At 60.0% G+C, this 18,685-nt stretch carries 14 protein-coding genes; 3 read left to right on the top strand and 11 right to left on the bottom strand.

Going from position 1 to position 18,685, the window contains the following annotated elements; all coding sequences use genetic code 11:
• Positions 1–151 precede the first annotated feature (151 nt).
• The 8 genes from ACNAZS_RS18165 to aptA form a co-directional block, all read right to left on the bottom strand.
• A complete protein-coding gene (locus ACNAZS_RS18165) occupies positions 152–2,224 on the bottom strand; it encodes a DUF945 family protein (RefSeq protein WP_415791862.1) in 2,073 nt (690 codons plus the stop codon).
• Positions 2,225–2,323: 99 nt separating this feature from the next.
• Positions 2,324–3,955 carry a M81 family metallopeptidase gene (locus ACNAZS_RS18160; protein WP_415791860.1) on the bottom strand — a complete coding sequence of 544 codons (1,632 nt, stop codon included), beginning with the start codon at positions 3,953–3,955 and terminating at the stop codon, positions 2,324–2,326.
• 29 nt (positions 3,956–3,984) lie between these two features.
• Positions 3,985–5,670, bottom strand: a complete 1,686-nt coding sequence (locus tag ACNAZS_RS18155; RefSeq protein WP_415791858.1) for an ABC transporter ATP-binding protein — start codon at positions 5,668–5,670, stop codon at positions 3,985–3,987.
• A 4-nt stretch (positions 5,671–5,674) separates the two neighbouring features.
• Positions 5,675–6,568: an ABC transporter permease gene (locus ACNAZS_RS18150; RefSeq protein ID WP_415791855.1), complete on the bottom strand. Its 894-nt coding sequence runs from the start codon at positions 6,566–6,568 to the stop codon at positions 5,675–5,677.
• A 2-nt stretch (positions 6,569–6,570) separates the two neighbouring features.
• A complete protein-coding gene (locus ACNAZS_RS18145) occupies positions 6,571–7,512 on the bottom strand; it encodes an ABC transporter permease (protein ID WP_415791853.1) in 942 nt (313 codons plus the stop codon).
• Between the two features lie 16 nt (positions 7,513–7,528).
• Entirely contained in the window at positions 7,529–9,097 is a 1,569-nt protein-coding gene (locus ACNAZS_RS18140) for an ABC transporter substrate-binding protein (protein WP_415791851.1), read from the bottom strand.
• Between the two features lie 74 nt (positions 9,098–9,171).
• The gene (locus tag ACNAZS_RS18135) at positions 9,172–10,683 is read right to left on the bottom strand and encodes a M81 family metallopeptidase (protein WP_415791849.1); all 1,512 of its coding nucleotides are present in this window, start codon (positions 10,681–10,683) and stop codon (positions 9,172–9,174) included.
• A 182-nt stretch (positions 10,684–10,865) separates the two neighbouring features.
• On the bottom strand, positions 10,866–12,185 hold the full coding sequence (aptA, locus tag ACNAZS_RS18130; RefSeq protein WP_415791847.1) for an omega-aminotransferase AptA: 1,320 nt from the start codon (positions 12,183–12,185) through the stop codon (positions 10,866–10,868).
• A gap of 230 nt (positions 12,186–12,415) precedes the next feature.
• Between aptA and ACNAZS_RS18125 the strand changes: the two genes are divergently transcribed.
• Complete coding sequence (locus tag ACNAZS_RS18125) at positions 12,416–13,864, top strand: aminotransferase-like domain-containing protein (RefSeq protein ID WP_415791845.1); 1,449 nt, start codon at positions 12,416–12,418, stop codon at positions 13,862–13,864.
• A 54-nt stretch (positions 13,865–13,918) separates the two neighbouring features.
• Here ACNAZS_RS18125 and ACNAZS_RS18120 read toward each other — a convergent pair whose 3' ends face one another.
• The 3 genes from ACNAZS_RS18120 to ACNAZS_RS18110 form a co-directional block, all read right to left on the bottom strand.
• Positions 13,919–14,407 (bottom strand): dihydrofolate reductase, encoded by a 489-nt coding sequence (locus ACNAZS_RS18120; RefSeq protein ID WP_415791843.1) that lies wholly within the window; start codon positions 14,405–14,407, stop codon positions 13,919–13,921.
• Positions 14,408–14,430: 23 nt separating this feature from the next.
• Entirely contained in the window at positions 14,431–15,402 is a 972-nt protein-coding gene (locus ACNAZS_RS18115; protein ID WP_415791841.1) for a thymidylate synthase, read from the bottom strand.
• A gap of 70 nt (positions 15,403–15,472) precedes the next feature.
• Entirely contained in the window at positions 15,473–15,913 is a 441-nt protein-coding gene (locus ACNAZS_RS18110) for an OsmC family protein (RefSeq protein ID WP_415791839.1), read from the bottom strand.
• Positions 15,914–16,124: 211 nt separating this feature from the next.
• Between ACNAZS_RS18110 and coq7 the strand changes: the two genes are divergently transcribed.
• Together coq7 and ACNAZS_RS18100 are read left to right on the top strand one after the other, a co-directional pair.
• Positions 16,125–16,802, top strand: a complete 678-nt coding sequence (gene coq7 / locus ACNAZS_RS18105; RefSeq protein WP_415791837.1) for a 2-polyprenyl-3-methyl-6-methoxy-1,4-benzoquinone monooxygenase — start codon at positions 16,125–16,127, stop codon at positions 16,800–16,802.
• A gap of 735 nt (positions 16,803–17,537) precedes the next feature.
• Complete coding sequence (locus ACNAZS_RS18100) at positions 17,538–18,632, top strand: MraY family glycosyltransferase (protein ID WP_415791835.1); 1,095 nt, start codon at positions 17,538–17,540, stop codon at positions 18,630–18,632.
• The last annotated feature ends 53 nt before the right edge of the window (positions 18,633–18,685 follow it).

The raw sequence follows: 18,685 nt of genomic DNA, 5'->3' as shown, positions 1-18,685 counted from the left end.
TCGGCTGATCCACCACTAGGGCGATGGTCGCTTCAGTGTGGATGGAGAAGTGCTCGACTTGGGCGAGCGCATGGTGAAGTGGCGCGATCTGATGGATTGATGCGTGCCATTTTTGACGTGCCGCCGCTGGGCGGCGGCACGAAGGCAGGGATTACTGCGCCATGCCACCTCTGACGTGTGCCGGGAAACCGGCCACGGCATCCATGAACATATAAACCAACGTGCGTACGTTGGTTGCGCCGATGCCGCCGTAGGCGCTGACATAGACTTCGAAGACGGCGTTGCGCTCGTTATCCAAATAGGCGCGGCCCGTGACATAGTCGGCGTTCCAGTTGTTCAGTACGTTCAGAGGTACGGGGCTGGGCGTTTTGACGGCGATACGCATGCGCATGTCACCGCAGGACGACTCGTCCTCACATTCACCGAACACAATCTCCGCCTTGTCGTCCTCGTTTTCAAGGCCCTGGATTTTCAGCACCGGACTACCGTTCTCCGACGTTGCGAGTTCGTAGGCGTAGCCTGCCTCCTCGATGGCGGCGGCGATGTCGGATGGATCCAGCGTGCTCAGCAATGTGTTTTCTTCTTCGGCGTCGTCGGTCTCTGCAATGCTGCTCAGCAGGGTGCCGAACAATTCGTCGACGGGAATTTCTTCGCCATTCAACTGGGCCTTGTTGTCAGCATAGTGGAACGTCGTCACCATGTTGCCGCCTTCGGTTTTGGCGATGCCGAACATTTCCGCCATCCCCGCCATCGAATTGACCTGGTCCGCGGCTTGTTCGGCCGCCATCGTGGCCTCGATGCCTTGGCGTTCCATATATCGGGTAGCCAGATCTTGCAGCATGGGCTTGGACACGTTGACCTTCAGGTCGATCAACTTGATCGCTTCCTGCAGCAGTTGTTCGTAATTGGACGGCAATTCCTGACCGGGCACCAGGCTTTCGGGTTTGGTCAAATCGATGGCCAGCTTCAAATTGCTTTCGCCCTTGGCGGTTTGCCATACGAAAGGATCGACACGCAAGGTCGGATTCGCGGCCAAGAGCTGGATGACTTGATTCGTGGTCTCGATAAGACGTGCGTCGGCCTTGGCGCTGTCTGTTTCCTCTACTTTCTGTTCGGCGATTTCATTCAACATCTCGTTGTAAATCTTCGAGAGTGCGGAGGCGGCCTTGCCATCGATCTTATCGGCTTTGATCGTGGCGTTTCCTTTGCCGAAATCACTGCCGTTGACCAGGATGCTGCCGATTTGATACCCGGCTGCGATCGCCAGATTGGAGCCGCTTTCCGAGAGGTCGACGGTATAACCCAAATCTTTCAGTTCGATACGGGTCTTGTCGCCGGCGGCGGAGGCCTGATCTTCGGTGCCCTGTCCGGTACTCGGTTCGACGCTCTGTTCTGCACCCGGTTCGGTGCTGGCGGAGGGGTCGGCATTCTCCTGGGCCGGTTGTTCTTCTGCCGCAGTCGCAGCGTCCATGGTCTGCTGTTGGACTTCGATGTTGACGGCATCAATCTTGGCGCTGGACTTGCCGATGCTGAAGTCAAATTGGCCCATCCGGGTATCGATATCCATCGAGATGCCGTTGAGCTCCGCATTGACCAGTTCCTCGTCTTCGAGGGCGCGGATCGCGAGTTGGGCGACGTTGACGGTGCCGATGCTTTGTTTGGTGGCGCGCAGGTATCTGCCTTCGGACGTGGCCCCGCTGAACTTGATCGATTGCCCGTCTTCCGTGAACTCGAACGGTGCGACCGTCGCGGAGCCGTCGGTATCGCCGTTATAGGACACGACGGTATCTGCAACCAGGGGGGAAACACCCTTGGTCAGCTCGAATACGGGTTTGAGGTCATCCGTTGACGCAACCTGGGAATGAATGAAGGCCAGCTTGGGGGCCCATTGTCCGCGTGCGAGTGCGCTCTTGGCGAAGGGGCCGTGCTCAACATGGGCAACGATTTCGACCCGCTGCTTGGGCGGCTCTTCATCGCCGGGCACTGCGGTCAGTTTGATGCCATAACGGACGTCGCTGCTGAAAAAATGGCGTTCGTAGGACATTTGATCGACGACGACGCCAAAGCCTGTGTGGCCCAGCATCTTCGCCAGTTCTTCGTTGAGCTGCGTCACTTGGGCCGGTGCTTCTGCCTCGATGCGCTTGCCGGTGTACCAGGTGGTGCCGAGCCAGCCTGCCACTGCGATGACGATCACGCCCGCTGTGATTCCTACTGCCTTTTTCATGTCGTGTCCGATTCTCGTTGAAATGCATTCGGGACAGGGGTGCTCCTGTCCCGACGAGGGCGATAGCCGCCTGGGCGAAAGTATAACGGCGAGCGGACGTTATAGCGGATCCAGCGGGTAAATTGGCCGCCGTACATGCTTGAACTCAATTTGACTGTAGTCCGAGGTCGTCACTCCCAGACCGGTGCACTCGATGATCTCGGTGGCCATATCGGCAAAGCCCGCCCGCCAGTGGATGCGGCTTTTCAGCGCGACATAGCGTTTCTGCAGCGGGTCAATCCCCACCGAAAGCAGGCAATTGACATCGAAGGGCTCTTGGTGGCGCGAAATGAGGACAATCTCGACTTTGCCTGTATCGAAGACGACAGTCAGCCCAGTGTCGTTACGCACCCCGCGATACATCGGGCCGCGGTTTACGTAGACACCGTCAAAAACCAGTTTGACTCTACCCTTTACGGCCAGGGTCTGGCTTTGCTGTTTCAGTGCCGGCATGGGGACTTTGGCGCCCATTTGCAAGGTGATTTCGGCGCCGACACCGGCGGCAGCGGCCTGGCGTGCGGCTTCGGGATCGCACAGGGCGTAGAACGCTACGTTGTCTAAATCTTGACGCAGGATTTCGGCCAACACCTCGGTGGTATCCATGGTGCCGCCCGAGCCGGTGTTGTCAAAGTGATCCAGCAAAATGACGGGGCCTTGTTTTGCCGCCGGGCCGCCCCAAGGCAAAACGTTCCCCCCAGGGGGGCAGCCAGCCGAAGGCGCAGCGTGGGGGTCTTGTTTTGCCGCCGGGCCGCCCCAAGGCAAAACGTTTCCCCCTGGGGGGCAGCCAGCCGAAGGCGCAGCGTGGGCGCTTTGTTCAATGGCCTTGGCCCGCGCGATGGCGGGCGACAGTGGTTCACAATGAAAAACCCACTGTTCGCGCGCCTGCCAGGCGGCATCCAGGAGTTCATCGCGATAGCGTTCGGCGACCGGTAGGTCGCCATCCGTGCATATGACGGCGCTCAGGCCAGCCTCGCTGATGTCGGCATGAGGAAAACCGACGAAAACGGAAGCGGCCAGCACCCCTTGCGACTCGAGCGTCCTGCAGCGTTCCTGGAGGGACTTGTTGGGCTCGGCATGGGTGCCTTGGCACATGATGTGCGGCAGCATGGGCTTGTTCGCCCACGTCATGACCGGGCGAATTTCGCCTTTGAGGGTGCGGGCAATGGTGTCGGCCGCGCGTACGCCTGCGGCGCGAATGTCGATGTGTGGGTAGGTATGAAAACCGGTCACGACGGTGGCATGGCGTACGATGTCATCGTAGATGTTGGCATGCATGTCCAGCGTGACCGCCACAGGTGTGTTGGGATCGATCTCGCGCAGGCGACGCAGCAGATTGCCTTCGGCGTCTTCGACGCCTTCTGCCACCATGGCGCCGTGCAGGTCCAGCAGAATCGCGTCGTATCCCCCATGCCGCACTTCATCCAGGATGAGACCGCATAGCCGGTCGTACGTGCCGGCGTCGGTAGGGGCGCTAGGCCACGATTCCGCGGCGACGGGCACCACGATTTCCGCGCCTTCGCGGCGCGCGATCTCGATATAGCCTCCCAGGCCGCTGTCAGTGTTCTCGTAGGCATGAATGGCGCGCTCGCCGGCCAGAATCTCGGGGTTGCCACGGAAAAACCGCTCAAGCGGCGTTGGTACCGGGGAAAAGGTATTGGTCTCATGTTTGATCATTGCCAACAGCCAGCGCATGTCGTGTTCCTTTGTGTTGCTTGTGGGGGCTACGCGTTACTTGTGGCGATGGGTGACGCCACCGCGCGCGGTCGAAAATGCTGAAAGTCCCAGTCCCGTCCAGGGGCCGCGTCGATCAGGGTGCGCGTGTAATCATGGACGGGCTGCGTGAGCACGACGTTGGCCGCGCCGGTTTCTACGACTTGCCCGCGTTGCATGACGAGGATGGTGTCGCAGATTTGCGCGGCTACTCGCAGGTCGTGCGTGATGAACAGCACGCCCACGCCAGTGCGTTGGCGGATTTGTTCCAGGAGCTCCAGGACTTGTGCCTGGACTGAGACGTCCAGTGCCGAGACGGCCTCGTCGGCCACGAGCACCTCGGGTTCCATGACCAGGGCACGAGCAATGCAAATACGCTGTCGCTGCCCTCCGGAAAATTGATGGGGATAGCGTTGCATGGCGTCGGCGTCCAACCCGACAATCCGCAGCGTTTCGACTGCCTTGGCCACTGCGTTGTCGCGTGACTCGCCAAAATTCAACAGCCCTTCGATGACGGACTCGCCAATTTTGCGGCGCGGGTTGAGCGAACGATAGGGATCTTGAAAAACGATCTGGATACGTTGGCGTACCGGGTGAAGCTGAGCGCCGGACAAGGTAGCGATATCGTCGTTGCCCATCAGCACACTGCCGGTCGAGGGTTCGATCAAGCGCAGGATACAACGCGCGACCGTGGACTTTCCTGACCCCGATTCGCCGACGATACCCAGGATCTCGCCCTTGTGCAAAATCAGATTGACGTCTTGCGCGGCGGGGACTTTGCGTGCGCCGCCGGCCCAAAAGGGGCGCTTATCGACATAGTCGCGGCCCAGACCCTGGACACGCAGCACGGGGGTACCTGTCAGCGCCTGCCGCTGTTGGGGAATCAAACTGGGAACGGACGACACCAGTCGGCGGGTATAGCTTTGTTGGGGGCGGGCCAGAATGTCGTCGCGTGTCCCCGTCTCGATCAGATCGCCGCGATTCATGACCACAATGCGATCCGCGATCTCGGCGACGACGCCAAAATCGTGTGTGATGAATAACACGGCGGTGCGATGTTTGGTCTGCAGCTCTTTGATGAGCGCCAGGATTTGCTTTTGCGTAGTGACATCCAGAGCGGTCGTGGGCTCGTCGGCGATGAGCAGGCGTGGCTCCAGAATGAGGGCCATTGCGATGACGATGCGCTGGCGTTGGCCACCGGACAACTGATGCGGGTACGAGTCGTAGATGCGCTCGACGTCCGGCAAATGCACGGAACGGAACATGTCCAGGACCTTGTTGCGCCGTTGCGAGCGGGACATGCGGCGATGGAGCCTCAGAACCTCATCGACCTGGGCGCCGACCGTGTGGACGGGATTGAGCGCCGTCATGGGTTCTTGAAACACCATGGCCATGCGGGTGGCGCGCAATTCGCGCAAGCGTTTCGGCGTGGCGCTCAGGACGTCCTCGCCTTCGACACGAATGGCGCCGCTGGGTTGCAGCACGCCCTGTGGCAGCAAGCCCATGACGGCTAACGAGCTGACTGATTTTCCCGAACCTGACTCGCCGACGACGCAGACCGTTTCGCCGGCATGGACATCCAGGCTCAGATTGCGCACGACCTGCTGGCTGGCACCGATGACGGCAACCGACAAATTACGGATCGCCAGGACGGCATCGGTGGTATCGCCGGGGGGAGGATGCGGGGTATAGGCCATGACGTTAGATCCTGCGTGCCATTTTGGGGTCCAGCGCATCGCGCAGGGCGTCTCCCAGGATGTTGACGCTCAATACTGTCAGCGACAAGAACAGGCCGGGGAACAGAATCAGGCCGGGCAGCATACGAAAGTACATGCGGCCTTCGGACATGATGTTGCCCCAGGACGGGATCTCGGGCGGTATGCCGGCGCCCAGAAAGCTGAGAATGGCCTCGGTCAGCATGGCCGATGCGAAAACGTAGGTGCCTTGCACGGTCAGCGGCGCGATCGTGCTGGGCACCATATGACGCCATAACAGCAATGGCAGCGGGGTGCCCAGGGCCAGCGCGGCCTCGACATAGGGCTCGCCGCGCACGCTGAGGATCTGGCCGCGCACCAATCGTACGACCCGGGGGATTTCCGGGATCGTGATGGCGACCAGCACCGTGGTCAGACTGGCCCCGGTAACGGCCACCAGAGAAATCGCCAGCAAGATGCCCGGGATCGCCATGATGGCGTCCATCGTGCGCATGATAAGACCGTCGAGTCGGCGAAACCATCCCGCCGTCACGCCGATGATCAATCCCAGGACGACACTGATGACCGCCGCGCCCAGGCCGGCAATGAGCGAAATGCGGGCGCCGTACACGACACGCGACCAGAGGTCCCGGCCAAACGCATCGGTCCCCAGGAACGAAACCGTGAATGGACGTTTGAGCCGGTTGCCTGGATCGATGGCGATGGGGTCTGTGGTCCCCACCCACGGCGCCAGGATGGCGGTGGCGACAATCATCAGGAGTATCGCCAGCGCTAGCAATACGGGCCAGCTTTTCAGGCCCTGGCGCACGCGCAGCCAGGCCGTGGACGGCGGGAGAGCATTTGGCGCTTGGGCAGAAACGGGGTTGGTCGGTTTGGTCATCGTCAATACCTGATACGCGGGTCGAACAGCGTGTAGGCGCAATCGACGATCAAATTGATAAATACATAAACAAAGGCGAAGAACAGCGTCAGCCCCTGGATGACAGGATAGTCACGCGCGAGGACCGCCTCGACGACCAGGCGTCCCAGACCCGGAATATTGAAAACGGATTCAGTGACGACGACGCCGCTGATCAACAGGGCAATGCCGACGCCGATGATGGTTGCGATCGGTACCGCGGCATTGCGTAAGGCGTGTCCCAGCAACACCCCGGTTTCGCCAAGGCCTTTTGCGCGCGCCGTGCGGATGAAGTCTTCGCCCATGACCTCGATGACGCTGGTGCGGGTGATCCGCGCGATCAGCGCGACGTAGATGGTCGACAGGGCGAGCGATGGCAAAATGAGGCGATGCAGAAAGGGCCAGAAACCGCTCGACAGCGGCGTATACCCCTGAACCTTGAACCAATCCAGTTCGAGGGCAAAGACCCAGATCAGCAGATAACCCGTCACAAAGACCGGCACCGAAAAACCCAGCACCGAAAAGCCCATGACCATGCGATCAAGCAAACGGCCTTGTTTCCATGCGGCCAGTATCCCGAGTGGTATCGCCACGATCAGTGTGAACAGCAGGGTCAGTACGGCCACACTGAGCGAGGGTTCCATGCGCTGTCCGATCAGTTGGCTGACGGGCACGCCCGACATCAACGAGGTGCCAAAGTCACCTTGCAATAATCGGCCCGTCCACAGGAAAAACTGTTTGATCAGGGGTTGATCCAGCCCCATGACCTGACGGATTTGTTGAATGTGTTCAGCGGTCGCGGCATCCCCGGCCATGATGGCGGCCGGGTCCCCGGGGCTGAGACGAAGGATCGCAAAGACGACGACGGCCACCAGGATCAGAACCGGGATCGTGGCCAGTAGTCGACGCAGAATAAAAACCAGCATGTCCAGGCTTGCCTTTTCAAGGCGCTTTCTTGACGTTCCAGAACGCCATGATGGGCGCGTGCACCAGCCCACTCAGCTTGGTTGAGTATGCCGTCGGGACGGACATTTGGCCCAACGGAACATACAGGCCCTCTTCGATGCCGATGCGCTGGACTTCGTCGGCGATTTTCTTTTGCTCGGCCGGATCGGACGTCAGCGCGAACTTCGTGCGCAGGGCCTCGATTTCAGGAAAGTCGGGCCAGCCAAACCAGGCGCTGTCACCGTTGGCCGCAGCCGGGGCGGAGCGCACGGGATCCATGATGTCGGTCGCATACCAGTTGGTATTGTGCACGTTCCAGCCACCCGCATCCGGCGCGGCCTTGGAGGCGCGACGCGTGGCGACCGTCTGCCAGTCCATGGCGGCCAGGTTCACGTTAAAGCCGGCTTTGCGCAGGGCCTGGGCCATGACGACAGGTTGCGGGCTGAGGGTACCCACGTCGGTGGCGTGCATGACCAGAATGGGCGTGTTGTCGTAGCCGGCTTCTTTTAGCAGCGCCTTGGCTTTTTCGATGTTGGAGGGTACGACCATGTCTTTGCCTATATCGGTTTCGAATGGTGTACCGCAACCCCATAGCGAGGCGCAGGTCTGGTAATACTTGGGATTGCCGACCAGGGCCTTCATCACGTCTTCCTGGCCAATGGCGTACATAGCGGCCTGACGGATTTTCTTGTTGTCAAAGGGCGGGTATTTGAAGTTAAAGCGATACATCGTGAAGTACCCGACCGGGCTGAGCGATTCGACTTTGAATTCGTCGTTACCGTCCAGCATGGGAAGCAGGTCGTACGGGAACTGCTCGACATAATCGAGTTCGCCGCCCATGAGGGCGTTGGCCGTGGTCAGGGCATCGGGCATGACATTCCAGACGACTTTGTCTACGTTGACGACTTTGCCGCCTGCCAGGCCGCTGGCGGGTTCTTTGCGAGGCACGTAGTCGGTGTTTTTAACGTAGACCGTGGTGACGCCCGGCTTGAACTCGGCGACTTTGAAGGGGCCCGAACCCGTCATGTCCGTGATGGGCGTGCCGATCGGTGTCTCGGCGACACGTTTGGGCATCATGAACGCCGCAGTGCCGGTGGGCTTGGACAACGCGCGCAACGCCAGGTCCGTGGGCTCGGTCATGACGATGCGAAAGCTCTGGTCGTCGATCACGTCGATGCTGGAGACGAACTTCAGCAGCGTGCGTCCCATGCCGTCGTTGGCCGCCCAGCGCTTGATAGAGGCGACACAGTCTTCGGCTTTGACGGGCTTGCCATCATGCCACTTGAGACCGGCCCGCAGCGTCATCGTGTAGGTTTTGCCGTCGTCCGAGACGTTCCATTTTTCGAGCATCTGCGGCTGGATCTTGTTGTTGGCGTCGGTGGCCAGCAACGTGTCGTAAATCATGTAGCCATGCCACGTCGTGATGTAGGCGGTCGTGGCGTGGGGATCGGTCAGGCGCAGGGGAGAGTGCATGACTGCCCGGATAACGGTTTCAGCCTGTGCCACGCTGCTCATTGCCAAGACTGTTGCACCGGCCAAGACGGCCGCACGAACAAACTTCAACATGAAACTCTCCTTTCGGTTGTAGAACGGCGTTGGAGCGGCCGCATGATTCGATGGCATCGCCGGTGCGGCGCTGCTCAGACGGTTGCCGAATTGGCTGAAAAAGCAGGACCGCAAGGCGACATTCTGATGCCGTGGCGCAGTCGTGTCCATGGTTGCTGTGCGGCGTCCATCAACATGGACCCCGGCGACGAGCAGACCAAGATGGTTTGCGCGATAGACGTAAAGTCAGCCCGAAAATGCGCCGAGCTTTTCAGGACAAGTATGGCCTGACGCGTGGGTTCGATGCCGGCAAAACGGAACATTTCCTGGTCCGCCATTTGCACTTTGTTTGATGCAACGATAATGCGCACGTCGTTGATGCGCAGGCAGGCGCTGGGACCCAGATCCATGTGAAAGCCCCGATAAAACGCGCCGTGCGTATCGAAGCGTCCATCAGAGATTTTTTCGACGACGTAATCGGCTTCGATAGGGGCATCATCACGGATGCCCGAGTGCCCGCCCAGTGCGATGCGAACCGTGTTTCCGGCGCCGGCACGATGGGCGGCCAATGCCGCGGCCGGATCCACAATAAGGCCGATAGCGGCATTGCTTGCGCCGTGACGTATCAATGCACGCAGAATACCCGTCGTGTCAGAGCTGCCTCCCGCGCCGGGATTATCCTGAACATCGGCGATGATGATGGGACGTGTGCTGGTGCTTGCCAGGGACAGCGCCGTTTGTACGGCTTCATCAGCGGTCAGAATCTTGCCGCCGAAATCGTCTTCCGCATTCAGGACGGCGCGTTGCATCGTATTGGCCGCCGCATCAGCATCTGCTTGGGTATCGCCGTATGCCCAGACGGCGGGTGCACATTCCGGAAAATCCGCCGCCGGAAAACCCGTGGCAAATGACAGACTGACAGTGGGTTCACGGGATTCGAGATCATCGAGCAACTGGTACAGACTATTCGCGGGTTCGATGTCCGTCGATTGCCAGCACAACGAGATCAAATACGGAATATTGCGCAGGGCCACGTAGGGACGCGGCATCCCCTCAAGGCGACGATCGAGCAACTGCGCTGCACGCTGGCCGGTCTCGGCCATGTCGATGTGTGGATAGGTGCGATAGCACACGAGATTGTCGGCATGCGCAATCATGGCGCGCGTGACGTTGGCATGCAGGTCGAGGCTGGCCACGATCGGCACGGTGGGGCCGACCAGTGCGCGCACTCGACGCAAGAGTTCTCCTTCGCCGTCGTCGTGGTGTTCCGCCACCATGGCGCCGTGCAAGTCCAGATAAACACCGTCCAGGGGCATCGCTTGCTTCAGACCGTCAAGAATCATGCCGCTAATGCGCTCGTAGGCGTCGCGAGTGACATAACCGGAGGGGCTCGCAGCGGCCCAGGTCGTGGGGAGCAGCGCATGGGCCTGCATGGCGTCGATGAAACCGGCGACGGGGATATTTGCGCCGGCTACGGCATCGAATAATGCTGCGCCGGAGACCAGTTTTGGCCAGCCCCCGCCCTTGTCAGCGAATTCTTCCCATGTGGCGCGAGAGGGTGCAAAAGTATTGGTTTCGTGCTGGAACCCGCCGATCCCGATGCGCATCGGAGCCATCCTTCATGTAAAGGCCGTGCGTTGTTGATAGGTGTTCAAGAGTTAACTAAGGGGATTCTGCGGAAGATACAAGGGTTGGGCAATAAGGCTTTGCCCGGATACCGTTGCGTTCTGGTAAGGCGGAAGGCGAAGAAGCCCCTCTTTGGGGCTTCTTCGTGAGACGTATCGCTCGTTCAGGCGATTTCTGTCAGGACATTTCTGATGGTTTGGAAAAGTTCGGTAATTTGCGATGCCTCAATGATCAACGGAGGCGAGACGGCCAAGGTGTCGCCGGTATAGCGAACCATGAGGCCGTTGTCGAAGCATTTCTGGAAGGCTTCGGCAGCGCGCGCGCCAGGTGCGCCGTCGCGCGGAGAGAGTTCGATGCCGGCGACGAGACCGAGGCTGCGAATGTCAATGACGTTGGGTACATCTTTGAGCGCGTGCGCCGCGGCTTCAAACGTGGGCGACAGTTCGCGTGCGCGCTTAAAGAGCTGTTCGCGCTTGTAGATATCAAGCGTAGCCAGGATGGCGGCAGCGGCGAGGGGGTGGGCAGAGTAGGTATAGCCATGGAAAAACTCGATACCCGCTTGCGCGCCGTTGATGACGGCGTCATGCACATCACGTTTGACGGCGACGGCGCCCGCAGGCACGGCGGCGTTGCTGATGCCCTTGGCCATGGCGATCAGATCGGGTGTCACGCCAAAAAATTCACTGGCGGTGGCGGCGCCCAGTCGACCGTAGCCGGTAATGACTTCGTCGAAAATCAACAGGATGCCGTATTTCGCGGTGATGGCGCGCAGACGCTCCAGATAGCCTTTGGGCGGAATGAGCACGCCCGTCGATCCTGCCATGGGTTCGACAATGACGGCGGCAATCGTGGAGGCGTCGTGCAGCGCGACGATGCGTTCGAGATCGTCGGCCAATTGCTCACCCCAGGCGGGTTGGCCCTTGGAGAAAGCGTTCTGTTCCAGGTTGTGCGTGTGGGGCAGATGATCAACCGCGGGTAGCAGCGCCCCGGAGAAGGTTTTGCGGTTGGGCGAAATACCGCCGACGGAGATGCCGCCAAACCCGACGCCGTGATAACCCCGTTCGCGGCCAATCAGGCGCGTACGCTGGCCTTCACCACGGGCGCGGTGATAAGCCAGGGCAATTTTCAGGGCGGTATCCACGGACTCCGAGCCCGAGTTCGTGAAGAAGATGCGGTCCATGCCTTCAGGCATGAGACTGGCGACTGCTGTGGCGGCTTCGAAGGCAAGGGGGTGACCAAGCTGAAAACCGGGCGCGTAGTCCATCTCGCCCGCTTGGGTGGCAATCGCCTGTACGATTTCTTCGCGGCAATGGCCGGCATTCACGCACCACAGGCCGGCCGTGCCGTCCAGGATCTGGCGTCCGTCTACCGACGTGTAATGCATCCCTTTGGCGCTGGCCAACAGGCGTGGCTGATTTTTGAACTGGCGGTTGGCCGTAAAGGGCATCCACAGGTGGGACAGATCGGGCAGGGGGGCATTCATGAGACGGACTCCAGGTAGATCTGCGCGGTGCGCCGACATTGACGCGGCGAGGGATAGGTGCGCGGCAGGACGCTATCCATTCTGAGCGTGTGGCGTCAGGATGAAAATATACAATTCATCCAAATATTGATAACTGTATTGGTCATAATCTATTAACTGTATAGTTAACTCTGAGAACGCCGCCTCCCAGCGGCTCGCAGGCCGCGGGCAACGTCATTTTTATTCTTGCCATGATTGATTTTCAGCCGATTCGTACGCGTAATCAGAGACCCACCCTGGTGGACCAGGTGGTTGATGCCTACGTGTCCGCGATTCAGGCGCAGACGCTGCGTCCTGGTATGCCGGTGCCGTCGGTACGTGAGTTTGCCCGCCAGTATCAGCTCAGCACGTTTACGGTCGCGGGCGCGTATAGCCGCCTGGCGGCGCAGGGGTGGTTGGCGGCCCGACAGGGGGCCGGTTATCGGGTGGCGCCCAGGATCAAGGCCGGCACCGAGTCGATGCCGACGTCTTGGCAGCCCCCCCGGCGAAGCGCGGCTTGGTTGTTGTCAGACATTTATGCGGATCAATCCATCTCCATCAAGTCCGGCTGCGGGTGGTTGCCGGGCGAGTGGCTGAACCAGGAAGGCTTGCACCTGGCGCTGCGGCATCTGGGGCGTGTGCCGGCGCTGCGTATTGCGGGCTATGGGCACCCCTACGGTTATGCACCGCTGCGTGAAGCAGTTGCGGTCGCGCTGGCAACGCACGGTCTGGACGTGGCGATGGATCAAGTGGTGCTTACCCATGGTGTGACGCACGGTCTGGACTTGGTGATTCGTACACTGCTGCGGCCCGGGGATACGGTGTTGGTCGAGCAGCCCTGTTATGCGAATTTGCTGCCGCTGCTTCGTTTGGCGGGGGTGCGCGTCGTCGGCGTGCCGTGCACGGTAGCGGGTCTGGATTGCGAGGCGCTGGCGCATGCCGCGGCGACACATCGGCCGCGTGCCTTGTTCGTCAATACCGTGCTGCAAAATCCATCGGGCGCGGTCATGAGTATGGCGAATGCGTTCCAGGTGCTGCAGACGGCACAACAACATGATTTTTGGGTGATCGAGGATGATATCTCCCGCGAATTGATGTCGGGCGCGGCGCCGCTGTTGGCAGCGCTCGACGGTGCGCAGCGAGTGGTCTATCTGGGTGGCTATTCCAAAGTCATCAGCCCGTCGGTCCGAGTGGGCTACATCGCCGCGCACCGGGATTTGATACGCGATCTCGCCCGAACCAAGATGGCCGTCGGGCTGACGTCTCCCGAAATCATGGAGCGCGTGGTGTATCAGGTGATACGCGAAGGGCGCTTTCGTGCACACATCGTGCGCACGCGTGAACGTCTGGCGCAGGCGCATGCCGTGGTGTCCCAGCAGATGGACGCATTGGACATGCAGGTCTGGGCGCGACCGCAGGCGGGCTTGTTTCTGTGGGCGCGTTTGCCCGAGGTAGATGCCGCGCAGGGCTTTGCGCCAGACCCGACGCAAGGCGCGAATGCGTTGGCCGAGGGGGCGTTGAAAGACGGCATCTGGCTGGCGCCGGGATCTTACTTCGACCCTGGCGAGGCCGATGTTCCCTGGATACGTTTTAACGTCGCGTATTCTCAGGCACCGCAGCTATGGCAATTCTTGGCGCGCGCAAGAACAGGCAAGGGTTAGCGCGCCTGTGCGTCTGTGCGGCCGCTGCCGAATCAGGGGCAATACCTACCGCGATCACGTGCGACGTTCGTACACCACAAAATCGTAGGCATAGCCGTTTTCAGCCGCTTGGGGTTGGCGAGAAATCTCGTGCCAATCCTCGTCGGGCAACGGTGGAAAGAACGCATCGCCCTGGATTTGCGCATGGACCTCGGTGGCGATCACGCGTTGCGCCAGTGGCAGAGCCTGTGCATAGATCTGTGCCCCCCCAATGACATACGCCTCATCGACATCGCCGCAGGCTTCGATTGCGGCTGGCAGGGTTGGCGTGACCACGGCGCCTTCGGCCGCATAGTCCGCATTGCGGCTGACAACGACGTTTGTGCGACCTGGCAGCGGCCGTCCCAATGACTCCCAGGTTTTGCGGCCCATGATGATGGGGCTGCCTAACGTGGTGCGTTTGAAATGGGCGAGATCGCCCGGCAGTTTCCAGGGCAGGGTGTTGTCGCGACCAATGGTGCGATTATCGGCGTAGGCGACGATGAGAGTCAGGCGCGGGGACATGGTATCTGCTTGGGGATCGCGCGTTATACCGCCATCGGCGCGGTCAACGCGGGGTGGTGTTGGTAGCCTTCGAGCGAGAAATCCGTGGGTATGACTTGTTCCAGCCACTGCGGTTCGTAGTTCCCGGTTATGGCGTAATCCGGAATACGATCACTCAAGACCAGTTGGGGCGCTTCGTAGGGCTCGCGCGTCAGTTGCTCGCGCAGCATCGGCAAGTGATTTTCGTAGATGTGCGCATCGCCGATGAAATACGAAAACCAGCGCGGCTTATAGCCAGTCAGCCGACCAACCAGATGCAGCAGCGCAGCGCCTTCTGTGAGGTTGAACGGCGTACCCAACCCCACATCGTTAGAGCGGATATACAAGCACAGCGAGATTTCGCGCGTACTGGCGTTGGGCAGAAATTGATAGAGCAAGTGGCACGGCGGCAGCGCCATCTCTTCGATCTGTGCCCAGTTCCAGCCGTGAAACAGAATGCGGCGATCTTGAGGGTTGCTGTGGATGGTATCCAGGCACTGGCGCAACTGGTCCACCGCCTTATAAAGCAACACGTGGGCTACCCCGTTTTCGTCAGGCTCGGCGACCTGCCGGTAGCCTCGGCTCAACGCATCCTGGATTTGTCCGGTGTTCGTGCGGGGCAGCAACTTGTAGGCGGGCCACTGCCGCCATTGCACGCCGTAGACCGGACCCAGGTCGTCGGGTCCTTCGCGATACGGATTGGCTAGCCACGCGGCATTGTCATTGGCATTCTGGTCCCAGACTTTGCACCCCAGCGCCCGAAAGTCGGCCGCGCTACGCGCGCCGCGCATGAACCCTACCAATTCGCCGATCGCCGATTTGAACGCCAGTTTTTTGGTGGTAACGGCAGGGAACCCTTGTTGCAGGTCAAAACGCAGTGCCGCGCCGGGAAGCGACAGCGTGCGCACACCTGTGCGGTTTTCCTGCCATGCACCATGGTCGAGGATGGATTGAATGAGCGAGAGGTATTGTTTCATAGCGTTCCGCCCGGCAAAGCGGGCGTGGCGGTGGGGCGGTCGAGGAGCGGTTTTTCTGCGGCTGCCTTTTTTAGGCGGCCGGTGTTTCCTGGGGGTCGACGATCTCTACCGAGAAGGTCAGTTCTGCCGTTTTTTCCAGCATCGCGGAGGCCGAGCAATATTTTTCATGCGACAACTGCACCGCGCGCTCGACGGCGGTACGCGGCAGGTTTTTACCTGTGACCGTGAACGCAAAGTGAATGCGGGTGAAGACCTTGGGGTCGGTGTCGGCGCGCTCGGCGGATAGTTTGACGCTGCAGCCCGACACGGCATGACGGCCGCGCTTAAGGATCAAGACGACATCGTAAGCCGTGCAGCCGCCGGTACCCGCCAAGAGCAGTTCCATCGGTCGGGGCGCCAGATCGTTGCCACCCCCTTCGACCGCGCCATCCATGGTGGCAATATGACCGCTGCCCGTTTGGGCCACGAAGAGCATGCCGTCCGGGCCACCCCAGTTGATCGTGCAATCCATGAGAAAAATTCCTTGTGGGTAATTCGCAAGCAAAGAGTGATGATAACCGGTGGTGCACAGGTCGGACCTACCCCGGTCGAGGCAGGCCAGATCGCGTCCGCCGACCGTTCTTGCCTTGGGAGATTGCGTTTCTCTGTTTCCGTACAATCCCTAGTATGCAGGACAGTCCCAGCCTATCGCAGGGTGGGGAAGTTACTCAGGAGTCTCGTTCATGTCTGCTGTTCCCACGTTGTCTGATTTTGCTCCGTTTTCCCGCCGGCGCGGCCCACTTGACCCTTTGTTTGCTGAAGTCGATCGAGCGTTGCGTGTGTTGACGGGTGCGGCGACCGCGTCACGCCCTTATCCGGCCGAGGCACCAGAACCGAATCCCGCCTTGTCCGACCGGGAAAAGCGCCACGCGGCGGGCCTGATGCGTGTCAACCATGTGGGTGAGGTTTGCGCGCAGGCACTTTACCGAGGCCAGGCGGCAGTTTGCCGCGAGGCGCCGGTCAAAGCGTTGTTGCTCGACGCTGCCGCCGAGGAAGTCGATCATTTGGCCTGGTGTTCCCAACGCCTCGAAGAGCTCGGCAGCCGCCCCAGTTTGCTCAACCCGGTTTGGTATGCGGGCTCATTTACGCTGGGAATGTTGGCCAGCTATGCCGGCACCGCGCGCAATCTGGGCTTTATGGCGGAAACCGAGCGCCAAGTCGAAGAGCACCTCGACGGGCATTTGAGCAGCCTTCCCGACACGGATCAGCGCTCGCGTGAGATTGTGAACAAAATGAAGGCCGACGAGGCTCAGCACCGCGCCAACGCGGAAAATGCGGGGGGTGTTTCCCTGCCTGCGCCGGTGCGAGGATTGATGCGCGCCATGTCCCGGGTCATGACGACGACCGCGTATCGGCTTTGATGACCTGATACAGTATTGCTGCGACGCACCATTGATCACGAAAAAGCATCGCGGGCATCTGGATTACGCGCATATAAGTGCTTGAGTTTTATAGGGTAAATCCTCAAGGGTTTACCCTTTTGCTACAAACCCTGTCTGACCTGTAACCCAATAATTACGCCGCATTGATCAGGGGTGACGCGAATTTGCAACGCGAAAACCCGGTAAATACATCACCCCAAAAAATATCTTGCATCGCACAAAACGATGCGCTAATATTCGTACATGGATGTTGAAAACGCAGTCGGCGCGGTGAGTCACCCCGATGCGTAGCGGTCGAACCTGATGCAGTGTTCACCTCAACATGCCCCGGTTGTCTCCTCCACCCTCCTCCTTTGGTGGATTTAGCCCGAGATCTTACGATCTCGGGCTTTTTTTTAAGCAAAATTCTTCCGTCCCTAATTTTTAGTGAGAGGCAGGAAAGTCGACTTCAGTGGGCCTGGTCATCGGTATGATCCGGCGACCCGGCGCCTTTCTGACGTTATCTAAAAATGTTTGCCGGACTGCGCATGGTTTGCCCCTAGTAAACTTGGGGATAGCATTACAATCAGTCCATTCTGTGCGCGTGGTTAAGCGCTGGTTGTTGTTACGTTCTGTGTGGCTGGCTTGCACTTGCTTATCCCTCGCATACAAGAACGTTACACGCACTGTACATAATGGTGTGTTCCGTACATTCCACCCAACGAAGGGTTTTTTGTGACTTGGTTGTATATCTGCGTGGTGGCCTTCATGGTTGGAGGGCTGATCGTAGCCTCCGAACGCTGGCACGGCGCGTTTACCGGCGACAGCGACCTTAGCAAGCCGCAGGCCTCGCACACTCGCGCCACGCCTCGCGTGGGCGGACTAGCTGTGTTGGCGGGATCGCTGGCGGGCCTGTTGGTGCTGGGGCCCAGCAACATGACGCTGACTTGGCTGTGGCCCGCCCTGTTTGTCGCGGCGTTGCCGGTTTTTGTCGCGGGCCTGCTCGAAGACATTACTAAAGACATCGGCGCCAGCAAGCGTCTGCTGGCGGCTTTCCTGTCCGCGGCCATCGCATGGTGGTTGCTGGGCGGCGTCAGTCGCGTTGGGATTGCGCCGGTGGACTGGGTGCTGTCGTTTTGGCCCGTCTCGCTGATCTTTACGATGTTTGCCGTGGGGGGCTGTACCCATGCGCTGAATATTGTGGACGGCATGAATGGCCTGGCTGGCATGGTGGCCACGCTGATGGCAGTGTCCATCGCATTGGTCGCATTGCAGGTCAACGATATGCCCATCTTCATGATTTCGGCGGCGTTGGCCTCGGCAACGCTGGGCTTTCTGGTCTGGAATTTTCCGTTCGGCCGAGTGTTCCTGGGGGATGGCGGCGCTTATTTCCTGGGGTTCATGCTGGCGGAGCTGGCAGTCCTGTTGGTGGTTCGCAATCCATCGGTGTCGCCGTTCTATGCGTTGGCCGTCTTGTTTTATCCGGTTTTTGAAACGGGTTTTTCCATCTGGCGCAGGCGCTTCAAGCGTGGCGTGCCGGTCGATCAGCCCGATGCGCTGCACTTGCATCAATTGGTTTTCCGGCGCCTGGTGCGCGTGACGTTCAGCCGAAAGCGTCGCCATGCCGTGCCGGCGTTGTGCAACGCGTTGGCTTCGCCCTATATGTGGGTGCTGGCGTTGATCGGCTTGGTGCCGGCCACTATCTGGTGGGACAACGCCTGGATACTGACCCTGAGCTTGTGTGTCTTTGCCGCCGCCTATATTTGGTTATATGTCAGGCTGGTGTCGTGGCGTCGGCCGGGTTGGCTGTTGTTGCCGCGCGCGCACTGACTGTCCTGATGAAAGGCCTGTGCGGGTCAAGGGCCGTTGTTAAAATTTTCCCC

The organism is Bordetella tumulicola (assembly GCF_965138755.1).
Classification (GTDB): Bacteria; Pseudomonadota; Gammaproteobacteria; order Burkholderiales; family Burkholderiaceae_B; genus Bordetella_A; species Bordetella_A tumulicola.
Note: the sequence above shows the minus strand (reverse complement) of the source record. Positions and strands in the feature narration are given on the sequence as shown.